The organism is Streptomyces sp. NBC_00009 (assembly GCF_045040855.1).
In the GTDB taxonomy this organism is placed as follows: Bacteria; Actinomycetota; Actinomycetes; order Streptomycetales; family Streptomycetaceae; genus Streptomyces; species Streptomyces aureus.
In genome coordinates, this window is record NZ_CP108312.1 from 6,115,420 (window position 1) to 6,133,878 (window position 18,459).

Here is an 18,459-nt window from a genome sequence, read left to right on the forward strand (position 1 = left end):
CGGACGCGTGACGGCCAACTTTTCCAAGGGTCCTGGTGTCAACCTGAGCAAGGGCCAGGCGATCAGCCTGCAGAAGCAGGACGGGGGCACCCTGACGGCCGTCCGAATGGGACTCGGCTGGCAGGCCGCCCCGCGCCGCGGCCTCTTCGGGTCCCGCACGCGGGAGATCGACCTCGACGCCTCGGCGGTCCTGTTCGCGGACAAGCAGCCGGTGGACGTCGTCTTCTTCCGCCACCTCGTCAGCGACGACGGCTCCGTGCGCCACACCGGTGACAACCTGGTCGGCGGCGCCGGCCAGGGCGGCGACGACGAGGCGATCCTCGTCGACCTCCAGCGCGTCCCGGTCCACATCGACCAGATCGTCTTCACGGTGAACTCCTTCACCGGCCAGACCTTCCAGGAGGTGCAGAACGCGTTCTGCCGCCTGGTCGACGAGACCAACGGCCAGGAGCTGGCCCGCTACACGCTCGACGGCGGCGGCCAGTACACCGCCCAGATCATGGCGAAGGTGCACCGCGCGGGCGCCGGCTGGCAGATGACCGCCCTGGGCTCGCCGGCCAACGGCCGCACGTTCCAGGACCTCATGCCGGCGATCCTGCCGGGCCTGTGACGTAGCGGGAACACAGGAACAGACGGACGGGACGAGGGGGAGAAGGCGATGACGGCCGAGCTGGTCCGGGGGCAGAACCACCCCCTCACCCAGACCCGTCTGGAGATCCGCGTGTCGGCGGGAGCGCCGGTCGTGGCGGGCGCGACGCTCAGCGACGACCAGGGCAGGGTGCACGGCCGCGACTGGGTCGCGCACCCCGGCGCCCCCGCGCTGCCGGGGCTCGAGGTCCCCCGGCAGGCGGCGGCCGACCACCGCCTCGCCGTCGATCTGGACGCCGTGCCCGAGGCCGCCCACCGCGTCAGCGTGCTGCTCGCGCTGCCCACCGGGCCCGGCGACCCCGACCGCTTCGGCGCCGTCGCGGCCCCCTTCGTCGCCGTCACCGGACTCGACGGCTCCGAGGTCGCCAGCTACACCATCACCGACCTCGACGCCGAGTCCGCCGTCGTAGCCCTGGAGCTGTACCGCCGCCAGGACGCGTGGAAGGTGCGCGCGGTGGGCCAGGGGTACGCGGGCGGCCTCGGCGCACTCCTGACCGACCAGGGGCTTCCCGACGCGGGGGCTCTCGCGGGCGAGATCGGCGAAGCGGTGGCGCGAGGGCTTGCCCGCACGGTGGCGCCGCCTCCGCCCCGGACGGCGAGCGCCATGGCGGACGCGACGGGCGCGGCCTCCCACGCCTCATTGCCGGGCACACACCCGCCAGCCGGTCCGCCCCGCTCCACCCAGCCCCAGCCACCCGCCGAACCCCAGTCATCCCCGGACCCCCGGCCGGCGCACGAGCCCCAGCCGGCCCGCCCCTCAGGACAGACCGGCCCCGTCAACTACACACACCCCGGCCGACAGCCCCCCGCACCACCTGCCCCCGCGCCCACCGCGCCCCCCGGAGAGCCGGGGCAGCCCGCCGTGCCCGTCGCCGGTGACGCGACCGGCTGGTCCATGGACGAGCGGCTCTACAACCAGGTGTGGGGCATGTTCGAGGACCTGGCCCGCTGCGTCGCCGCGTACCGCAGCGCCGTTGACTTCGCGGACTCCCGTATGGAGCAGGAGCTCGACAAGGCCCTGTCCGACCCGCGCAGCCGGATCGGCGGCCAGGGGGACGCCGCGCGCGAGGCCGCCCGGGCCAAACACGGACAGCTCGTCGACCGGGCGAGGGAGGTCCTCGACCGTGACCTCGCCCAGCTGGCCGCCGAGTCCGCCGTCGTCGAGCCCGCCCTGCCCCCGGCCTACGCGGGCTGGGACAACCCGGTCTGGCACGCGTACCGCAGCCCCATGGAGATCCCGATGGCCCTGCGCCTGGGTGACCTCCAGCTGCCCGAGTCCCGCAGCGTGGGCCTGCGCATCCCGATGCTCGTGCGGCTGCCCCTGGAGCGCGGCATGTGGATCGACAGCGGCCGCTCCGGTGCGGACGCGCCGGCCGAGTCCGACGAGCTCCGCCGCCGCGCCATGCGCAGCGCCGTCGAGTTCGCCGCGCGACTCCTCGCGGTCTACCCGGCGGGCGAGTTCGCCGTGCATGTCATCGACCCGGCCGGATCGGCCGCGGGGGCGCTCGCCCCGCTCGTGCGGGCCGGAGTACTCGCCGCGCCGCCGGCCGCCGGGGTGGCCGGCGTCTCCGAGGTGCTCGCCCGGCTCACCCAGCGCGTGGACCTCGTACAGATGGCGGTCCGTGGCGGAGCGGCCGACGCGCTGCCGCCCGACCTGGACACCGCCGAGCAGCTGCTGATCGTCAACGACTTCCCGCACGGCTTCGACGACCGCGCGGTGACCCGGCTGCGCTACCTCGCCGACGAGGGCCCCGCCGTCGGCGTCCACCTCCTGATGGTCGCCGACCGCGAGGACGCCGCCGAGTACGGACCGGTCCTCGACCCGCTCTGGCGGGCGCTGCTGAGGCTCACTCCGGTGCCCGACGACCACCTCGCCGACCCGTGGGTGGGGCATGCGTGGACGTACGAGCCGCCGAATGTCCCGCCCGGCAGCCGGATCCTGGAGCAGGTCCTCGAAGAGGTCGCCAGAGCGCGACAAGGGCGGGGCGTCTGACTCCTCTGAGCACTGCTTTTGAACTTATCTTTACCGAAAGCTTTACGTTTCATGGGTGTTTCCCGTAGGCTCCGACGAGCGGAGGGGAGTACTCCCGAACGCGGCGTTCCCGTCAATACGGACCGACACCGGTCCCGGGGCGTCGGCCCGAGGCGAGCTGAGGCCGCCCGGGTGGAAGAGACCTCCGGCAGCGACGACGCTGATCAGTAGCCGTACGACGCCGGAGGCGCAGTGGACGTATCGATGACCCTTTGGGTGCTGACCATTCTTGGTCTGGTCGCCCTGATCGCGGTCGACTTCTTCATCGGGCGCAAGCCCCACGACGTATCGATCAAGGAAGCCGGAATCTGGACGGTCGTCTGGATCGTGCTGGCCGCCCTCTTCGGGGTCGGTCTGCTGATCTGGGGGAGCTCACAGGCTTCGGGCGAGTTCTTCGCCGGCTTCATCACCGAGAAGTCGCTGAGCGTCGACAACCTCTTCGTCTTCATCCTGATCATGGCGAAGTTCTCGGTGCCGTCCCAGCTCCAGCAGCGCGTCCTGCTGTTCGGTGTGCTGATCGCCCTGGTGCTGCGCGCCATCTTCATCGCGGCCGGTGCCGCAGTCATCGCCAACTTCTCGTGGGTCTTCTACATCTTCGGCGCGTTCCTCATCTACACCGCCTGGAAGCTCATCCAGGAAGCGATGTCGGACGACGAGGAAGACGAGTTCGAGGAGAACCGCCTCCTCAAGTCCATCGAGAAGAAGTTCGGCGTCGCCGACCGGTACCACGGCACGAAGCTGTTCATCCAGGTCAACGGCAAGCGGATCCTGACGCCGCTCATGGTCGTCATGCTCGCGATCGGCACGACCGACGTGCTGTTCGCGATGGACTCGATCCCGGCGATCTTCGGCCTGACGCAGGACCCGTACATCGTCTTCACGGCCAACGCGTTCGCGCTGATGGGTCTGCGCCAGCTGTACTTCCTCATCGGCGGACTCCTCAGGAAGCTGGTCTACCTCAGCTACGGGCTGTCGGTGATCCTCGGCTTCATCGGCGTGAAGCTCGTCCTGCACGCGCTGCACGAGTCCGGGGTGCACGTGCCGGAGATCTCCATCCCGGTCTCCCTGGCCGTCATCTGCGGCGTCCTGGCGGTCACCACCATCGCCAGCCTCATCGCCTCCAAGAAGCAGGCGCAGAAGCAGGCGCTCGACGGCGGGGACGACGGCGACCAGGACGGCGACGCGACCGACGGCGCCCGCAAGGACAGCATCAAGGCCTGACCCGCCCGGCACAGAGCCCGGCACAGAGCCCGGCACCGAGCCCGGTATAAGGCCCGGCTCTGAGCCCGGCACAGAGAAGGAGCGCGTGGCTGCCGGCCGCGCGCTCCTTCCCTCGTTCGGGCCCACGCACACGTGCCCGTCCCGAAGTCGCGGCCCCCGCACCGTCGGTGCACCATCGAAGGCATGATCGCTGGGCTTCGGAGACTGGTCGCGCAATGGACGGCCGTCGTCCCCGTCCTCGCGGTCGTCCTGCTGGTGTTCACCTGGGGCCGCTCGCTGCCGGGCGCCGTCGTGGCCGTCGTCTCCGTCGTGCTCGCCGCGTCCGTGCTCGCGGCCGTCCACCACGCCGAGGTGGTGGCCCACCGCGTCGGCGAACCCTTCGGCTCCCTCGTACTCGCCGTCGCCGTCACCGTCATCGAAGTGGCGCTGATCGTCACCCTCATGGTCGACGGCGGCGAGAAGGGCGCCACGCTCGCCCGCGACACGGTCTTCGCCGCAGTCATGATCACCTGCAACGGCATCGTCGGACTGAGCCTGCTCGCCGCCGCGTTCCGGCACCGCGTCGCCGTCTTCCAGTCCGAGGGCACCGGCGGCGCGCTCGCCACGGTCGCCACCCTGGCCACGCTCTGCCTGGTCCTGCCGACGTTCACCACGAGCAAGCCGGGCCCGGAGTTCTCCACCTCGCAGCTGATCTTCGCGGCCTCCGCCGCGCTCGTCCTGTACGGGATCTTCGTGGCGACCCAGACCGTGCGGCACCGCGACTACTTCCTGCCGATCACCAAGCAGGGCAATGTCATCGACGGCGACGACCACGCGGACGCGCCCACCACCCGCACCGCCCTGATCAGCCTCGGCTTCCTCGGACTCGCCCTCGTCGCCGTCGTCGGCCTCGCCAAAGGCGTGTCGCCGACGATCGAGTCGGGCGTCGAAGCAGCCGGGATGCCGCACTCCGTCGTCGGCGTGATCATCGCGCTGCTCGTCCTGCTGCCCGAGACGATCGCGGCCCTGCGCGCGGCCCGCCGTGACCGCGTCCAGACGAGCCTCAACCTTGCGCTCGGCTCCGCGATGGCCAGCATCGGACTGACCATCCCGGCCGTCGCCATCGCGTCGTTCTGGCTGTCGGGGCCCCTCGTCCTCGGACTCGGCGCCACGCAGATGGTGCTGCTGGTCCTGACGATGCTGGTGAGCACGCTGACCGTCGTCCCCGGCCGTGCCACCCCGCTCCAGGGCGGCGTCCACCTCGTGGTGTTCGCCGCGTACGTGGAGCTGGCCGTCACACCGTGACGGTCGCGGTGATACGGCACGGCAGCGCCGTGACGCCTCGTGATAGACCGTGAGGGAGCAGCCGCCCGACGCACGGAGGTCCCCTGTGCCCCGCACCCTCGCCAACGCCCCGATCATGGTCCTGAACGGCCCGAACCTGAACCTCCTCGGCCGTCGGCAGCCGGAGATCTACGGGTCCGACACCCTCGCGGACGTCGAGGCCCTGTGCGCCAAGGCCGCGGCCGTGCACGGCGGGAGCGTCGACTTCCGGCAGTCCAACCACGAGGGCGAGCTGGTGGACTGGATCCACGAGGCGCGCCAGAACCACGTGGGCATCGTGATCAACCCGGCCGCCTACTCGCACACGTCGGTCGCGATCCTGGACGCCCTCAACGCGTGCGACGGCCTGCCCGTCATCGAGGTCCACATCTCCAACATCCACCAGCGCGAGGAGTTCCGGCACCACTCCTACGTGTCCCGCCGGGCGGACGGCGTGATCGCAGGCTGCGGTGTCCAGGGGTACGCGTTCGCGGTGGAGCGGGTGGCGGCCCTGGCCGAGCCCGGCGTGGCCACGGTCTAGTACCGCCGGACTCTCATGCTCTGTGGAGTGAACACGCCCGGCGCGGCCGGGCGTTGACTCACCAGCCGCGCTCGCGCCACTCCGGCAGATGCGGCCGCTCGGCGCCGAGCGTCGTGTCGTTCCCGTGCCCGGGGTAGACCCACGTCTCGTCGGGGAGCTGGCCGAAGATCTTCGATTCGACGTCGTCGATCAGGCTCGCGAAGGCCTTCGGGTCCTTCCGCGTGTTCCCCACGCCGCCCGGGAACAGGCAGTCCCCGGTGAAGACATGGGGGTGGCCGTGCGGGTCGTCGTAGACGAGGGCGATCGAGCCGGGCGTGTGGCCGACCAGGTGCCGGGCGGTCAGCGAGACCCGGCCCACGGTGATCGTGTCCCCGTCCTCGACGAGCACGTCCGTGGGGACCGGGATGCCCTCCGCGTCGTAACGGCCCGCGTATGTGCGCGGGCCCGTGACCTCCACGACCCGGGCGAGCGCCTGCCAGTGGTCCCCGTGCTGATGCGTCGTGACGACGGACGCGATGCCGTCGTCCCCGATCAGGGTCAGCAGCGTCTCCGCGTCGGCGGCCGCGTCGATGAGGAGCTGCTCGCCGGTGGCGCGGCAGCGCAGCAGATACGCGTTGTTGTTCATCGCGCCGACCGCGACCTTGGAGATCATCAGGTTCTGCAGCTCGTGCACATCCGCCGGGCCGCCGACCTTCACCGCTCCGCTGTACGTCATGGACTCAGCCTATAGCGGGGGTACGACAGGCAGCCGTCCGCCTTCGACGGTGAGCCCGGAGCCGTCGCGCCGCCCGGAGAGCCAGCCGAGCAGCTCCGGGGCGGGTCCCGCGACGCCGACCGGACCGGTCCCGGCGCCGCCGCCCGTCGTCCACACCTGGCCGCCGTCCGACTTCAGACCGGTCGACGGCATGTCCGGGTGCCCCGCGAAGCGCTCGGCGAGGAAGTCGATCTCCCGCTCGACGAACTCCGCCGGCAGATCCTCCAGGTCGTACCCGATCCCGAGGTCGACGTGGTGCAGGTCGACCTCGACCCACCGCCGGAAGGGGATCCGGGAGGCGGAGTCCTTGACGCCGTTGCGCAGCTCGACCGTGCGCGCCCAGTCGGCCGGGACTTCGGCCTGGGCCTCGAATCCGGCTGCGCTGGTCCGCAGGTCCTCGAGCTGCTCGCGGAGGTCGCGCGGCGCGTCCCGCTCGATGTCCGCGTCGCGCGCCTCGGCGCTCGGGTACATGGGCCGGCCCGCGAGCACGTTCGCGAGTGCGTCCGCGTTACGGGCGAGGTGGGCGAGGACGTGGCCCCGGGTCCAGCCGGGAAGCCGTGACGACTCGGCCACAGCCGCGTTGTCCAGCGTGCCGACAGCGGTGAGGAGCCGCTCCGTCGCTTCACGTACAGAGGCCAGGTCGCGCACATGATCGCTCATGGCGCAGACGATAGCGCCGCCACTCGATCGGGTGAAGGCGGCCGACCGAGACCAGGAATCGAATGTACGTGCTATAAGCTCGGGAGCGGCATCGGGCATTCTTGGTGGTCCGGGTTTGTTACCAACCATGGAAAACAGTCCATCGCTGACGGTGGCCCCCCTAGTCTCGAAAGACAGGGGCCCCGCCCCTGTTGCTTCTCTCAAGAAAGGTGCGGACCGGCGTGGCCGACCGTCTCATCGTCCGTGGCGCGCGCGAGCACAATCTCCGTAACGTCTCGCTCGACCTTCCGCGCGACTCGCTCATCGTCTTCACGGGTCTGTCGGGGTCCGGCAAGTCGTCGCTCGCCTTCGACACGATCTTCGCCGAGGGGCAGCGGCGGTACGTCGAGTCGCTCTCCTCGTACGCACGTCAGTTCCTCGGCCAGATGGACAAGCCGGACGTCGACTTCATCGAGGGCCTCTCCCCGGCCGTCTCGATCGACCAGAAGTCGACCTCGCGCAACCCGCGCTCCACGGTCGGCACCATCACCGAGGTCTACGACTACCTGCGCCTGCTCTTCGCACGCATCGGCAAGCCGCACTGTCCCGAGTGCGGCCGCCCCATCTCGCGCCAGTCGCCGCAGGCCATCGTCGACAAGGTCCTCGACCTGCCCGAGGGCAGCCGCTTCCAGGTGCTCTCGCCGCTCGTGCGCGAGCGCAAGGGCGAGTTCGTCGACCTCTTCGCCGACCTCCAGACCAAGGGGTACAGCCGCGCCCGGGTCGACGGACAGACGATCCAGCTGTCGGAACCGCCCACCCTGAAGAAGCAGGAGAAGCACACCATCGAGGTGGTCGTCGACCGCCTCACGGTGAAGGAATCCGCCAAGCGCCGCCTGACCGACTCCGTGGAGACCGCGCTCGGCCTCTCCGGGGGCATGGTCGTGCTCGACTTCGTCGACCTCCCCGAGGACGACCCCGAGCGCGAGCGCATGTACTCGGAGCACCTGTACTGCCCGTACGACGACCTGTCCTTCGAGGAGCTGGAGCCCCGCTCCTTCTCCTTCAACTCGCCCTTCGGCGCCTGCCCGGACTGCACCGGCATCGGCACGCGCATGGAGGTCGACCCCGAGCTGATCATCCCGGACGAGGACAAGTCCCTCGACGAGGGCGCCATCCACCCCTGGTCGCACGGGCACACCAAGGACTACTTCGGGCGTCTCATCGGCGCCCTCGCGGACGCGTTGGGATTCCGGACCGACATCCCCTTCGCGGGCCTGCCGCAGCGTGCCAAGAAGGCCCTCCTGTACGGCCACAAGACGCAGATCGAGGTCCGCTACCGCAACCGGTACGGCCGCGAGCGCGTCTACACGACCCCCTTCGAAGGCGCCGTCCCGTTCGTCAAGCGGCGCCACAGCGAGGCCGAGAGCGACTCCAGCCGCGAGCGCTTCGAGGGCTACATGCGCGAGGTGCCCTGCCCCACCTGTGAGGGCACGCGCCTCAAGCCGATCGTCCTCGCCGTCACGGTGATGGAGAAGTCGATCGCCGAGGTCTCCGCGATGTCCATCAGCGACTGTGCGGACTTCCTGGGCGAGCTGAAGCTCAACGCGCGCGACAAGAAGATCGCCGAGCGGGTCCTCAAGGAGGTCAACGAGCGGCTGCGGTTCCTCGTCGACGTCGGCCTCGACTACCTCTCGCTCAACCGCGCGGCCGGCACCCTCTCCGGTGGCGAGGCCCAGCGCATCCGACTCGCCACGCAGATCGGCTCCGGCCTCGTCGGCGTGCTCTACGTCCTGGACGAGCCCTCGATCGGCCTGCACCAGCGCGACAACCACCGCCTGATCGAGACCCTCGTACGGCTGCGCGACATGGGCAACACGCTCATCGTCGTCGAGCACGACGAGGACACCATCAAGGTCGCCGACTGGGTCGTCGACATCGGCCCCGGCGCGGGTGAGCACGGCGGCAACGTCGTCCACAGCGGCCCCTTGAAGGAGCTGCTCGCCAACGCCGAGTCGATGACCGGCCAGTACCTGTCGGGTAAGAAGTCCATCCCGCTGCCGGACATCCGGCGCCCCGTGGACCCGACGCGCAGGCTGACCGTGCACGGCGCCCGTGAGAACAACCTGCGCGACATCGATGTGTCGTTCCCGCTCGGCGTCCTGACCGCCGTCACCGGTGTCTCCGGTTCCGGCAAGTCGACCCTGGTCAACGACATCCTGTACACGCACCTCGCCCGCGAGCTGAACGGGGCGCGGAGCGTTCCCGGGCGGCACACGCGCGTGGCGGGCGACGACCTCGTCGACAAGGTCGTGCACGTCGACCAGTCGCCGATCGGCCGCACCCCGCGCTCGAACCCGGCGACGTACACCGGAGTCTTCGACCACGTCCGCAAGCTGTTCGCCGAGACCACCGAGGCGAAGGTCCGCGGCTACCTGCCGGGCCGCTTCTCCTTCAACGTCAAGGGCGGCCGCTGCGAGAACTGCTCCGGCGACGGCACGATCAAGATCGAGATGAACTTCCTGCCGGACGTCTACGTCCCGTGCGAGGTCTGCCACGGAGCGCGCTACAACCGCGAGACGCTGGACGTCCACTACAAGGGCAAGTCCATCGCCGAGGTCCTGGACATGCCCATCGAGGAGGCGCTCGGCTTCTTCGAGGCGGTCCCGGGCATCGCCCGCCACCTGCGCACGCTGAACGACGTCGGCCTCGGTTACGTCCGGCTCGGCCAGTCCGCGCCGACCCTCTCCGGAGGCGAGGCCCAGCGCGTGAAGCTGGCGAGCGAGCTGCAGAAGCGGTCCACGGGACGCACCGTCTACGTCCTCGACGAGCCGACCACCGGTCTGCACTTCGAGGACATCAGCAAGCTCATCACCGTCCTGTCGGGCCTGGTCGACAAGGGGAACTCGGTGATCGTCATCGAGCACAACCTAGACGTCATCAAGACCGCAGACTGGGTCGTCGACATGGGCCCCGAGGGCGGTAACGGCGGTGGCCTCGTCGTCGCCGAGGGCACCCCCGAAGAGGTCGCGGGCGAACCGTCCAGCCACACCGGCAAGTTCCTGCGCGACATCCTCGGCGCCGACCGGTTCAGCGACGCGACGGTGCCCGCGGCGCGTACGAAGAAGACGGTGGCGGCGAAGAAGGCCGCGGCCGCGAAGAAGACCGTCTCGGCGACGGCGAAGGCCCCGGCGAAGAAGGTGGCCACGGCCAGCACCACGGCGGCCACGAAGGCCGCGGCGAAGAAGCCTGCCGCCAAGAAGACCGCGACCAAGTCCACGCGGGCCGGCAAGGCCTGAGCGCGGGCGGTCCGCGACCGCACGAAAAACAACCGGCGCCCCACGGGAACTCCCCGTGGGGCGCCGGGCGTTCATCTGTCAGCCACCCTGGCCCTGCGGCTCGACGAACTGCATGTCCAGCTGAATCTTGACAACATCACCAAGAAGACCGGCCCCGAAGTCCAGGCCGAAGTCGCTCCGGCGGATCTCGCCCGTCGCCTCGAACCCCGCATGCCGGCTCCCGTCCAGCGGCACGTCCACCACCCCGCCGAACTCCACGGCGAGCGCCACCGGCCGCGTCACGTCACCGATGGTCAACTCGCCCTCCAGGGACCAGTCGTCGTCCTTCCCCGATACCCCGTGCGAGACGTACGTCATCGTCGGACGGCGCTCCACGTCCAGCAGATCGGCCTGGCGGACGTGCGCGTCACGGTCGGCGTTGCCCGTGTCGATCGAGGCCAGTGCGATGGTGGCGCTCACCCTGATGTCGTCCACCCTCTCGCCGACGTACAGCGCGGCCTCCACCTGCGCGAAGCGCCCCCGTACCTTCGCGATCCCGAGATGCCGGATGGTGAAGTTCACTGCCGAGTGCAGCGGGTCGAGCGTCCAGTCGCCGGCCGCCAGGGGCAGTGCGGTGGCCGAAGTCGTAGCAGTGGTGGCGGAGTTGTCGTCGTAGGTCATGCGCCCACCCTGCGGTCACCGGCGGACCGGAGGAAGGCCGGGCCAAGACTGGTAGTGACAGGGCCACGATCAGCGACCCCTGACGTTGATACGTTCGACGGGTGAGCGACAACGAGTTGGGCACCTATCTGCGCACCCGGCGAGAAGCCGTCACACCCGCCGAGGTGGGGCTCCCCACCGGCGCGCGGCGCCGCACCCCGGGCCTGCGCCGCTCCGAGCTGGCCACGCTCGCCGGCATCAGCGTCGAATACCTCACCCGCCTCGAACAGGGCCGCGACCGCAACCCGTCACCCCCGGTCCTCGGCGCCCTCGCCGACGCGCTGCTCCTGCCCGTCGACGAGCGCTTCCTGCTCCGCCGCCTCGTGAAGGAGTCCGACGGGGGCGCCATGTGCTGCGCCGGCGCGACGGCCGCACCCCCGTCGCGCACGATCCGCCCCACAGTGCGAGCCCTCCTCGACCGCCTCGAACCCACCCCGGCGGTCCTGGTCAACTGGATCGGCGACGTCATCGCGTACACCGACGCCTACGAGCGCTACGCCCGCCCGCTCGGCATCCTCGACGCCCGACAGCCGAACGCCGTGCGGTACGTCTTCACCGACGAGCGCGCCCGCACCGCGTACCCCGAATGGGACCGCGTGGCCGACGAGCAGGTCTCCCACCTCCGGCACGGGGCATCGATCCACGACCCGCACGTCGCCGCGCTCGTCGACGAACTGACCGTCACCGCGGGGGCGCCCTTCGCCGACCGGCTCGCCGCCGTCCCCTCCCTGCCCCGGCGCACCGGCGTGGACGTCGTCGCGCACCCCGAGGCCGGCACGCTCCGCCTGGCGTACGAGACGCTGGCCATGCCCGAGGCCGACGGTCAGCGCCTCGTGGTCCACCTCCCGGCCGACGACGCCACGGCGGCCGCCCTCGACCGCCTCAACGGCCGCAGGCCGGGGGCACTGCGTGCGGTCAACGGGTGACCGGCGGGGCGTGCACGGCCGACCGGGTCAGGTGAACGGCCGCTACAGCGGCGGGAGTTCGGACGCGTACGGCGGTTCGGCGCCGGCCCGCGAGCAGGTGACCGCGGCGGCGCGCGCGGCGAACCGCAGCAGCCGGTGCCACGCGTCCTCGGCGAGGCCCGCCACCGCCTCCACGGATAGCGCGTCCCACGCGGCCAGACCGTGCAGCAGCGCCGCGTTCACGGTGTCGCCCGCGCCGATCGTGTCGACGACGTCGACGCGCTCACCCGGTACGTCGTACCGCGAGCCGCCCCGCGTGAAGACTGTCAGCCCGTCGCCGCCCCGCGTGATCACTACGGCCGCGGGGCCCGAGGCCAGCCACTCCTGCGGGGTGCCGCCCAGCCACTGCGCGTCCTCCTCGGACAGCTTGAGCAGGCCGGTCGAGGGGAGCCAGCTCTTGAAGCGCGCCCGGTACGCGTCCGGGTCGGGGATGAGGCCGGCCCGGATGTTCGGGTCGAGCGCGGTGAACACGCCCTGGGCCGAGGCCGACCGCATCAGCTCCTCGTACGCGCTCGCGCCCGGCTCCAGAACCAGCGAGCACGTGCCGAACGACACCGCGCGCGTGCCCGGCGGAAGCCGGTCGGGCACCGAGAAGAGCCGGTCGGCCGTGCCCTCGACGTAGAACGAGTAACCGGCCGAGCCGTCCGCGGCGATCGACGCGACGGCCAGCGTCGTCGGTTCGTCGCCCCGCTGGACGTACGACACGTCCACGCCGGCTCGCGCGAGCCCGCCGAGCAGTGCCTCGCCGAAGGCGTCGTGGGAGACCCGTGAGCAGAAGGCCACGGGGGAGCCGAGCCGGCCGACGGCCACCGCGGTGTTGAAGGGGCCGCCGCCGAGCCGGGGCGCGAGCGCGGGCAGGTCGCCACCGTCATCGGCGGCCCAGCCCTGCGGCACGAGGTCGATCAGGGCCTCTCCGGCGACGACTATCACGGGTGGTTCCTTTCGGGCTGAACTGTGGAGCGGTGCGACAGTGCGGGAGTGCGGTGGATCGGAGGGGCAGGGGCGAGGCACAGGCTAGAGGCTCGCGGGCTCTGGCACAGCGCCCCGGCCGGAAGCGGGCACGTCCGGGACCGACTCGGGCAGACCCTTCGCGTCGGGACGCAGCGTGGCCACGGAGACGGCGGTGAACGCGGCGACCATCGCCGCCATGAGCAGATAGGTGGGCGCGAAGCCGAGGCTGTCGTAGCCGATGCCGGCCAGCGGGGAGATGATCGCCGCGCCGAGCTGCGCCGCGAGCTGGAAGCCGACCAGGTAGATCGAGGACGACAGGCGGGACTCGAAGTGCCGGTTGATGTACTTGAAGATCGCGATCAGCATGATCGGCAGCTCGGCCGCGTGCATCAGCTTGACCGCCGAGATCGCCGTGGGGTCGGTGACCAGGCCGGAGAGGCCGATGCGGGTGGCCATGATGAAGCCGGACAGGAGTAGTGACCGCTTCGGGCCGAGCCGGTTGACGAGGAACGGCGCGAGGGCCATGCCGCCGGCCTCCAGGAAGACCTGGAAGGAGTTCAGGTCGCTGTACATCTGGTTGCCCTCGGCCTTGGTGCTGAAGAGCGACGAGAAGTACGAGGGGAACATCTGGTCGTACGTGTTGTACGTCGCCGTCACCGCGACCACGAAGAGCAGCAGCCCCCAGAACGCCGGATAGCGCAGCAGGGAACGTACATCGGCGAGCGAGACCGATGAGGCGGCGGCGTCCACGGCTGCGGAGCGACGGCCGTCCGTGACACGGATCGCGGCGATGAGGGCGACGAACACGGCGGCGGAGACGGACGCCGCCCAGAAGTTGAGCTTGGGGTCGATGTTGAACAGTCGCCCGGCGAAGAACGTCGCGGCGGCCCAGCCCAGCGAGCCGAACATGCGGGCCCGGCCGAACTCGAAGCCGTGGAAGCGGCCGAGCCGCTCGGTGTAGCTCTCCAGGGTGGCGACGGCGACCGCGAAGGCCATGGCCAGATAGACGGAGCCGACGACGAGGCCGAGCGCGAAGTGGGTCTTGAGCAGGGGCCCGTAGACATAGATGTACATGGGGCCGACCAGCAGCATCAGACCGCCGATCCAGTACAGGAGGTTCTTGCGCAGGCCCAGTTTGTCCTGGACGTAGCCGTAGAGGGGCATGGTCAGCAGACAGCCGACGGCGTTGGCACTGATGACGAGGGAACTACGCCCCGCCGAGAGGCCGATGTCCTGGGTGAGCCAGATCGAGAACAGCGACCAGGACAGCGACCAGGTCACGAAGAACATGAAGAGCGCGGCACTGACAAGCGTGAAGTTCACACGCCGCCGGCTTGCGGTGGTGGGGGCGGAGGCCGACGCGGGTGCGGGGGCGGTAGCCGTGGGGAGGCTAGTGGCGGGGGCGGCGCCTGCGGGGAGGTCGGTGCTGGGGGCTGCGGTGGCCGGGGTGGCGATGCCCGCCGTGGGGGCGGCTGCGTCGGGGGCGGTGCTCGCCGGGAGCGCGGTGCCTATGGGGAGGCTAGTGGCGGGGGCGGCGCCTGCGGGGAGGTCGGTGGCGGGGGCGGCGCCTGCGGGGAGGTCGGTGCTGGGGGCTGCGGTGCCGGTGACGCCCGGGGTGGCGGCGGTGTCCGCCGGGAGTGCGGTGCCCGTGGGGACTGAGGTGCTGGGGACCGTGGTGGCGGGGACCGTGGTGCCAGTGGCGCCCGCTGTGGGGACGGCTGCGGCGGAGACGCCAATGGGGGCGGTCGTGGGGACCGTGGCGCCGGTTCCCGTACGGGCGACGGGGGATACGAGGTGGGCCGCCGCGGCGGGCCCCGGCGTCGTCTGGTCGGTCATCTGCTGCGCTCCTTCGCGCCTGTCGCGCTGACTCATGATGCCGGAACGCGAGCTTCCGGCAGAGACCTAACACGTGCTAGATGGCCACAACTATCACGTGTTAGGTTCGTTAAATCAAGGTTCCGGCGGCATGACAATCGGCCGGACTCAGCAAACAGGGAGCCGACGACATGGCCGACGACATGGCTGACCGCAACGTGCCCCGCCACCACGTCAGGCCCGCCGCGGGACAGTGGTGCAACGACCCCAACGGCCCGGTCTTCAGCAACGGCCGCTACCACCTCTTCTTCCAGCACAACCCGGGCGCGCCCGTGTGGGGCGACATTCACTGGGGCCACGCCTCAAGCCCCGACCTGGTGCGCTGGACCGACCACGGCATCGCGCTCACGCCCACCCCCGGAACCCGCGACGAGCTGGGCGTCTGGTCGGGCTGCGCGGTCGTCGACGACGGTGTGCCGACCGCCGTCTACACCGGCATGGACCGCCACGACGGCATCGGTTCCGTCATGCTCGCCCGCGCCACGGACCCGGACGTCACGGCGTTCAAGGCGGAACCCGACCCCGTCGTCCCCGGCCCGCCGGCCGGCCTCGACCTGACCGCGTTCCGCGACCCCTACGTCTTCACGCACGAGGGGCAGCGCTGGGCCGTCGTGGGAGCGGGTCACCGCGGTGGCCTGCCCGACGTCCTGCTCTACCGCGTCGACGCACTGACCGCCTGGACCTACGCGGGTTCGCTGATCGACGGGACCGACCCGGTCGCCGCGCGCCGAGCCGCACCGGCCACCGCCTGGGAGTGCCCGGCCCTGCTGCCCGCGGGTGACGGCCGCTGGGTGCTTCTGCTCTCGCTCTGGATCGACGACATCACGTACGCGACCAGCTACCTGACCGGCGAGTTGCGCCCCACCGCGGACGGTGGTCTGCGCTTCGTCGCGGAGGCGGGGTCCGGGGGAGTGCTCGACCACGGACGCGACTTCTACGCGCCGACCGCGCTGGTCGAGGGCGATCGAACCCTTGTGTGGGGGTGGAGCTGGGAGTCGCGCACGGAGGCCGAGTCCGTGGCGGCGGGCTGGGCCGGGTGCCTGTCGTATCCGCGTGAGCTCGGGCTGCACGCGGACGGCTCGCTGCGGGTGGCGCCCGCGCGGGAGCTGGCGGCGCTGCGGGGCACGCCGGTCCGGGTCGGCGACGAACTCCCGGAGGCGTACGAAGTCGTACTCGATGTCGCCGTGACACAGCCGGACACCGAGGCCGAACTGCGGCTCGGTCCCGCCGTGGCACTGCGCGTGAACCCCACCAGGGGCACCCTCACGCTCGACAGGACCGGCGCTCCGGCGACGGCCACGCGTCCGTACCGGCGTTCGGACACGGTGACCGCGGTGACGGGAGGGGTGTCGCCGGGCGGGCGGCTACGGGTGTTCGTTGACGGGCCGCTGATCGAGGCGTTCTGGGACGAGCGGGTGATGCTCACGGAGAAGGTCCACCCGGCTCCGACCGGCCTGCTGTCGGCCGAAGTCACGCAGGGGGCAGGGGAGTTGACGGTGGAAGCGTGGGCGGTCGCGGACTGATCCCGGAGGGTTGTCTACCCGTTTCCCCATGGCCTCCGCCACCCCCATGGCCTCCGCCACCCCCACGGCCTCCGCCACCCCCACGGCCTCCGCCACCCCCACGGCCTCCGCCACCCCCACGGCCTCCGCCACCCCCACGGCCTCCGCCACCCCCACGGCCTCCGTCACCCCCGTCGCCCCGGCGCCACCACCGACGCCCGCTCGACCACCGGGCACTCCAGGACGCGCTGGGTCGCGGGGTCGACGTCCTCGTCCGCGGCCACCGAGTCCAGGAGCAGGTCCACCGCCGCCGCGCCCATCGCGTGGTGCGGCAGCGCGATCGTCGTGAGCGCCGGGACGAGGTGGTCGGCCATCTGGTCCTGGTCGTCGTAGCCGACCACCGACAGGTCGTCCGGTACGGAGATGCCGAGGCTGGCCGCGGCGAGCAACACGCCTGTGGCCACACGGTCGTTGGCGCAGACGATGCCCGTGGGGCGCGCGTCCGGATCCTCCGTGTCCAGGACGCGCAGCGCGCCCGCGTAGCCCTCGTCGATCTGCCAGCCCACCCGCAGCGTCCACTCGGAACGGGCCTTCAGCCCGGCGGCGCGCAGCCCGTCGCCGAAGCCGCGGGCCCGGTCGGACGCCGCGATGTTGTCCGTCTCGCCGCCGAGCAGCGCGATGTCGCGGTGGCCCGCCCGGATCAGCACGTCGACCGCCGACCGGCCGCCCCCGCGCTCGTCCGCGACCACCGAGGCGTACGAACCGGGCTCACGCGCCACGCAGTTGGCGAGCACGCACCGCTCGGGCGCCAGGGCCGCCGGCACGCTCGTGCTGCGCATCGACATCGCGGCGTAGACGATTCCGTCGACCCGGCGGGCCCGCAGCTCGGCGACCGCCTCGGCCTCCAGGGCGGGGTCCTTGCGGGATTCCAGGAGCAGCACCTGGTGGCCACGCGCGCGTGCCGCCTCCATGGCGCCGAGCACCATGCGCCCGGCGAACGGGCTGGTCGCGATTTCGTCGCTGAGCATGCCGATGACCGCGCTGCGGCGGGTGCGCAGGGAACGGGCGACCTCGTCCGGGCGGTAGCCGAGCTCGTCGGCCGCCGCCCTGATCCTCGCCTGGGTCCCGGCGGAGAGGTTGCCCTGCGCCCGGCCGCTGAAGACGAAGGAAACGGCGGCACGTGAGACGCCGGCCAGTTCGGCCACGTCGCGGGCGGTGGGACGGTTCACGTGGTGCTCTCTCCCGGGGCGGCGGATGACGTCTGACGTCCGTACAGGATGCCGCAGAAGCGGGACGGCCAGGACGGTGAAGAAGAACGGCGGCCAGGATGCCGCAGAAGAAGGGCGGCCAGGATGGTGCGGCAGTAGGGCGGCCAGGACGGTGAAGAAGAAGGGCGGCCAGGACCGTGCGGAAGCAGGACGGCCATGGTGCAGAAGAAGGCGGCCCGGAAGCGTACGGGTGTGGCCTGCACCAGGGTCCCACGAGGCGTCATTCGCCCCACCGGTATCGTCGGATCTGTCACCGATGTGCGCCTTGGCGTGCAGTGGCCCACCCTGCCCCGCCCCGACCGACCCCTGGAGTCCCCATGCCCGGCACGTCGCCCGCCCGCCGAACCGTGCTGCGGGGTGCCGCCCTCGCCGGGACCGCAGGGCTCGGGATCGCCGCCTGCTCGCCGGGCGGGTCGGGGGGCCGCGCGGAGTCGGCGCCGACGGCACCGGTCGACCTCGGCAAGGCCGACGAGGTGCCTGTGGGCGGCGTCAAGCTGTACCGGGACGAGAACGTGGTGGTCAGCCGTCCGGCGGCCGACAAGTACGCCGCGTTCAGCACCATCTGCACGCACGCGGGGTGCCCCATCAGCATGCTGGAGGGCACGGAACTCACGTGCTCCTGCCACGGCAGCAAGTTCGACGCAACGAACGGCAAGGTGCTGCACGACCCGGCGACTCAGCCGCTGGCGAAGGTGCCGGTCGAGGTGAAGAACGGCAAGATCGTCGCGGGCCCGGCGGCCTGACCGGACCTGGACCCCGATCAGCC

Annotated in this window: 15 protein-coding genes; 9 read left to right on the forward strand and 6 right to left on the reverse strand. The window is 71.3% G+C overall.

All coding sequences use genetic code 11. The annotated features are described in order from the left end of the window. Positions 1-7: 7 nt before the first annotated feature. The 5 genes from OHA58_RS27615 (at position 8) to aroQ (ending at position 5,744) form a co-directional block, all read left to right on the forward strand. Positions 8-610, forward strand: a complete 603-nt coding sequence (locus OHA58_RS27615; protein ID WP_227294093.1) for a TerD family protein — start codon at positions 8-10, stop codon at positions 608-610. Positions 611-658: 48 nt separating this feature from the next. Continuing rightward, positions 659-2,641 carry a TerD family protein gene (locus OHA58_RS27620; protein ID WP_405482110.1) on the forward strand — a complete coding sequence of 661 codons (1,983 nt, stop codon included), beginning with the start codon at positions 659-661 and terminating at the stop codon, positions 2,639-2,641. Between the two features lie 243 nt (positions 2,642-2,884). Continuing rightward, positions 2,885-3,901 carry a TerC family protein gene (locus OHA58_RS27625; RefSeq protein WP_405482111.1) on the forward strand — a complete coding sequence of 339 codons (1,017 nt, stop codon included), beginning with the start codon at positions 2,885-2,887 and terminating at the stop codon, positions 3,899-3,901. 183 nt (positions 3,902-4,084) lie between these two features. Continuing rightward, positions 4,085-5,185, forward strand: a complete 1,101-nt coding sequence (locus tag OHA58_RS27630) for a calcium:proton antiporter (RefSeq protein ID WP_405482112.1) — start codon at positions 4,085-4,087, stop codon at positions 5,183-5,185. An 85-nt stretch (positions 5,186-5,270) separates the two neighbouring features. Beyond that, positions 5,271-5,744 (forward strand): type II 3-dehydroquinate dehydratase, encoded by a 474-nt coding sequence (gene aroQ, locus OHA58_RS27635; protein WP_405482114.1) that lies wholly within the window; start codon positions 5,271-5,273, stop codon positions 5,742-5,744. A 58-nt stretch (positions 5,745-5,802) separates the two neighbouring features. On the opposite strand, the gene OHA58_RS27640 is transcribed toward aroQ, so the two are convergent. Both OHA58_RS27640 and OHA58_RS27645 read right to left on the reverse strand, forming a co-directional pair. Continuing rightward, positions 5,803-6,459, reverse strand: a complete 657-nt coding sequence (locus OHA58_RS27640; RefSeq protein ID WP_405482115.1) for an MBL fold metallo-hydrolase — start codon at positions 6,457-6,459, stop codon at positions 5,803-5,805. A gap of 9 nt (positions 6,460-6,468) precedes the next feature. Next, positions 6,469-7,158, reverse strand: a complete 690-nt coding sequence (locus OHA58_RS27645) for a maleylpyruvate isomerase family mycothiol-dependent enzyme (RefSeq protein ID WP_405482116.1) — start codon at positions 7,156-7,158, stop codon at positions 6,469-6,471. Positions 7,159-7,379: 221 nt separating this feature from the next. On the opposite strand from OHA58_RS27645, the gene uvrA reads away from it, so the two are divergent. Beyond that, positions 7,380-10,433 (forward strand): excinuclease ABC subunit UvrA, encoded by a 3,054-nt coding sequence (uvrA, locus tag OHA58_RS27650; RefSeq protein ID WP_405482118.1) that lies wholly within the window; start codon positions 7,380-7,382, stop codon positions 10,431-10,433. A 78-nt stretch (positions 10,434-10,511) separates the two neighbouring features. Here uvrA and OHA58_RS27655 read toward each other — a convergent pair whose 3' ends face one another. Next, complete coding sequence (locus OHA58_RS27655) at positions 10,512-11,093, reverse strand: YceI family protein (RefSeq protein WP_405482119.1); 582 nt, start codon at positions 11,091-11,093, stop codon at positions 10,512-10,514. Positions 11,094-11,194: 101 nt separating this feature from the next. On the opposite strand from OHA58_RS27655, the gene OHA58_RS27660 reads away from it, so the two are divergent. After that, a complete protein-coding gene (locus OHA58_RS27660) occupies positions 11,195-12,058 on the forward strand; it encodes a helix-turn-helix domain-containing protein (RefSeq protein WP_405482121.1) in 864 nt (287 codons plus the stop codon). A gap of 42 nt (positions 12,059-12,100) precedes the next feature. Here OHA58_RS27660 and OHA58_RS27665 read toward each other — a convergent pair whose 3' ends face one another. Both OHA58_RS27665 and OHA58_RS27670 read right to left on the reverse strand, forming a co-directional pair. Then, positions 12,101-13,027 (reverse strand): carbohydrate kinase, encoded by a 927-nt coding sequence (locus OHA58_RS27665; RefSeq protein ID WP_405482122.1) that lies wholly within the window; start codon positions 13,025-13,027, stop codon positions 12,101-12,103. Between the two features lie 84 nt (positions 13,028-13,111). Next, a complete protein-coding gene (locus tag OHA58_RS27670; protein WP_405482123.1) occupies positions 13,112-14,884 on the reverse strand; it encodes an oligosaccharide MFS transporter in 1,773 nt (590 codons plus the stop codon). 182 nt (positions 14,885-15,066) lie between these two features. Between OHA58_RS27670 and OHA58_RS27675 the strand changes: the two genes are divergently transcribed. Continuing rightward, positions 15,067-16,446 carry a glycoside hydrolase family 32 protein gene (locus OHA58_RS27675; RefSeq protein WP_405485210.1) on the forward strand — a complete coding sequence of 460 codons (1,380 nt, stop codon included), beginning with the start codon at positions 15,067-15,069 and terminating at the stop codon, positions 16,444-16,446. A 164-nt stretch (positions 16,447-16,610) separates the two neighbouring features. Here OHA58_RS27675 and OHA58_RS27680 read toward each other — a convergent pair whose 3' ends face one another. Continuing rightward, the gene (locus OHA58_RS27680; RefSeq protein ID WP_405482125.1) at positions 16,611-17,654 is read right to left on the reverse strand and encodes a LacI family DNA-binding transcriptional regulator; all 1,044 of its coding nucleotides are present in this window, start codon (positions 17,652-17,654) and stop codon (positions 16,611-16,613) included. A gap of 356 nt (positions 17,655-18,010) precedes the next feature. Between OHA58_RS27680 and OHA58_RS27685 the strand changes: the two genes are divergently transcribed. Next, positions 18,011-18,436: a Rieske 2Fe-2S domain-containing protein gene (locus OHA58_RS27685; RefSeq protein ID WP_405482126.1), complete on the forward strand. Its 426-nt coding sequence runs from the start codon at positions 18,011-18,013 to the stop codon at positions 18,434-18,436. The last annotated feature ends 23 nt before the right edge of the window (positions 18,437-18,459 follow it).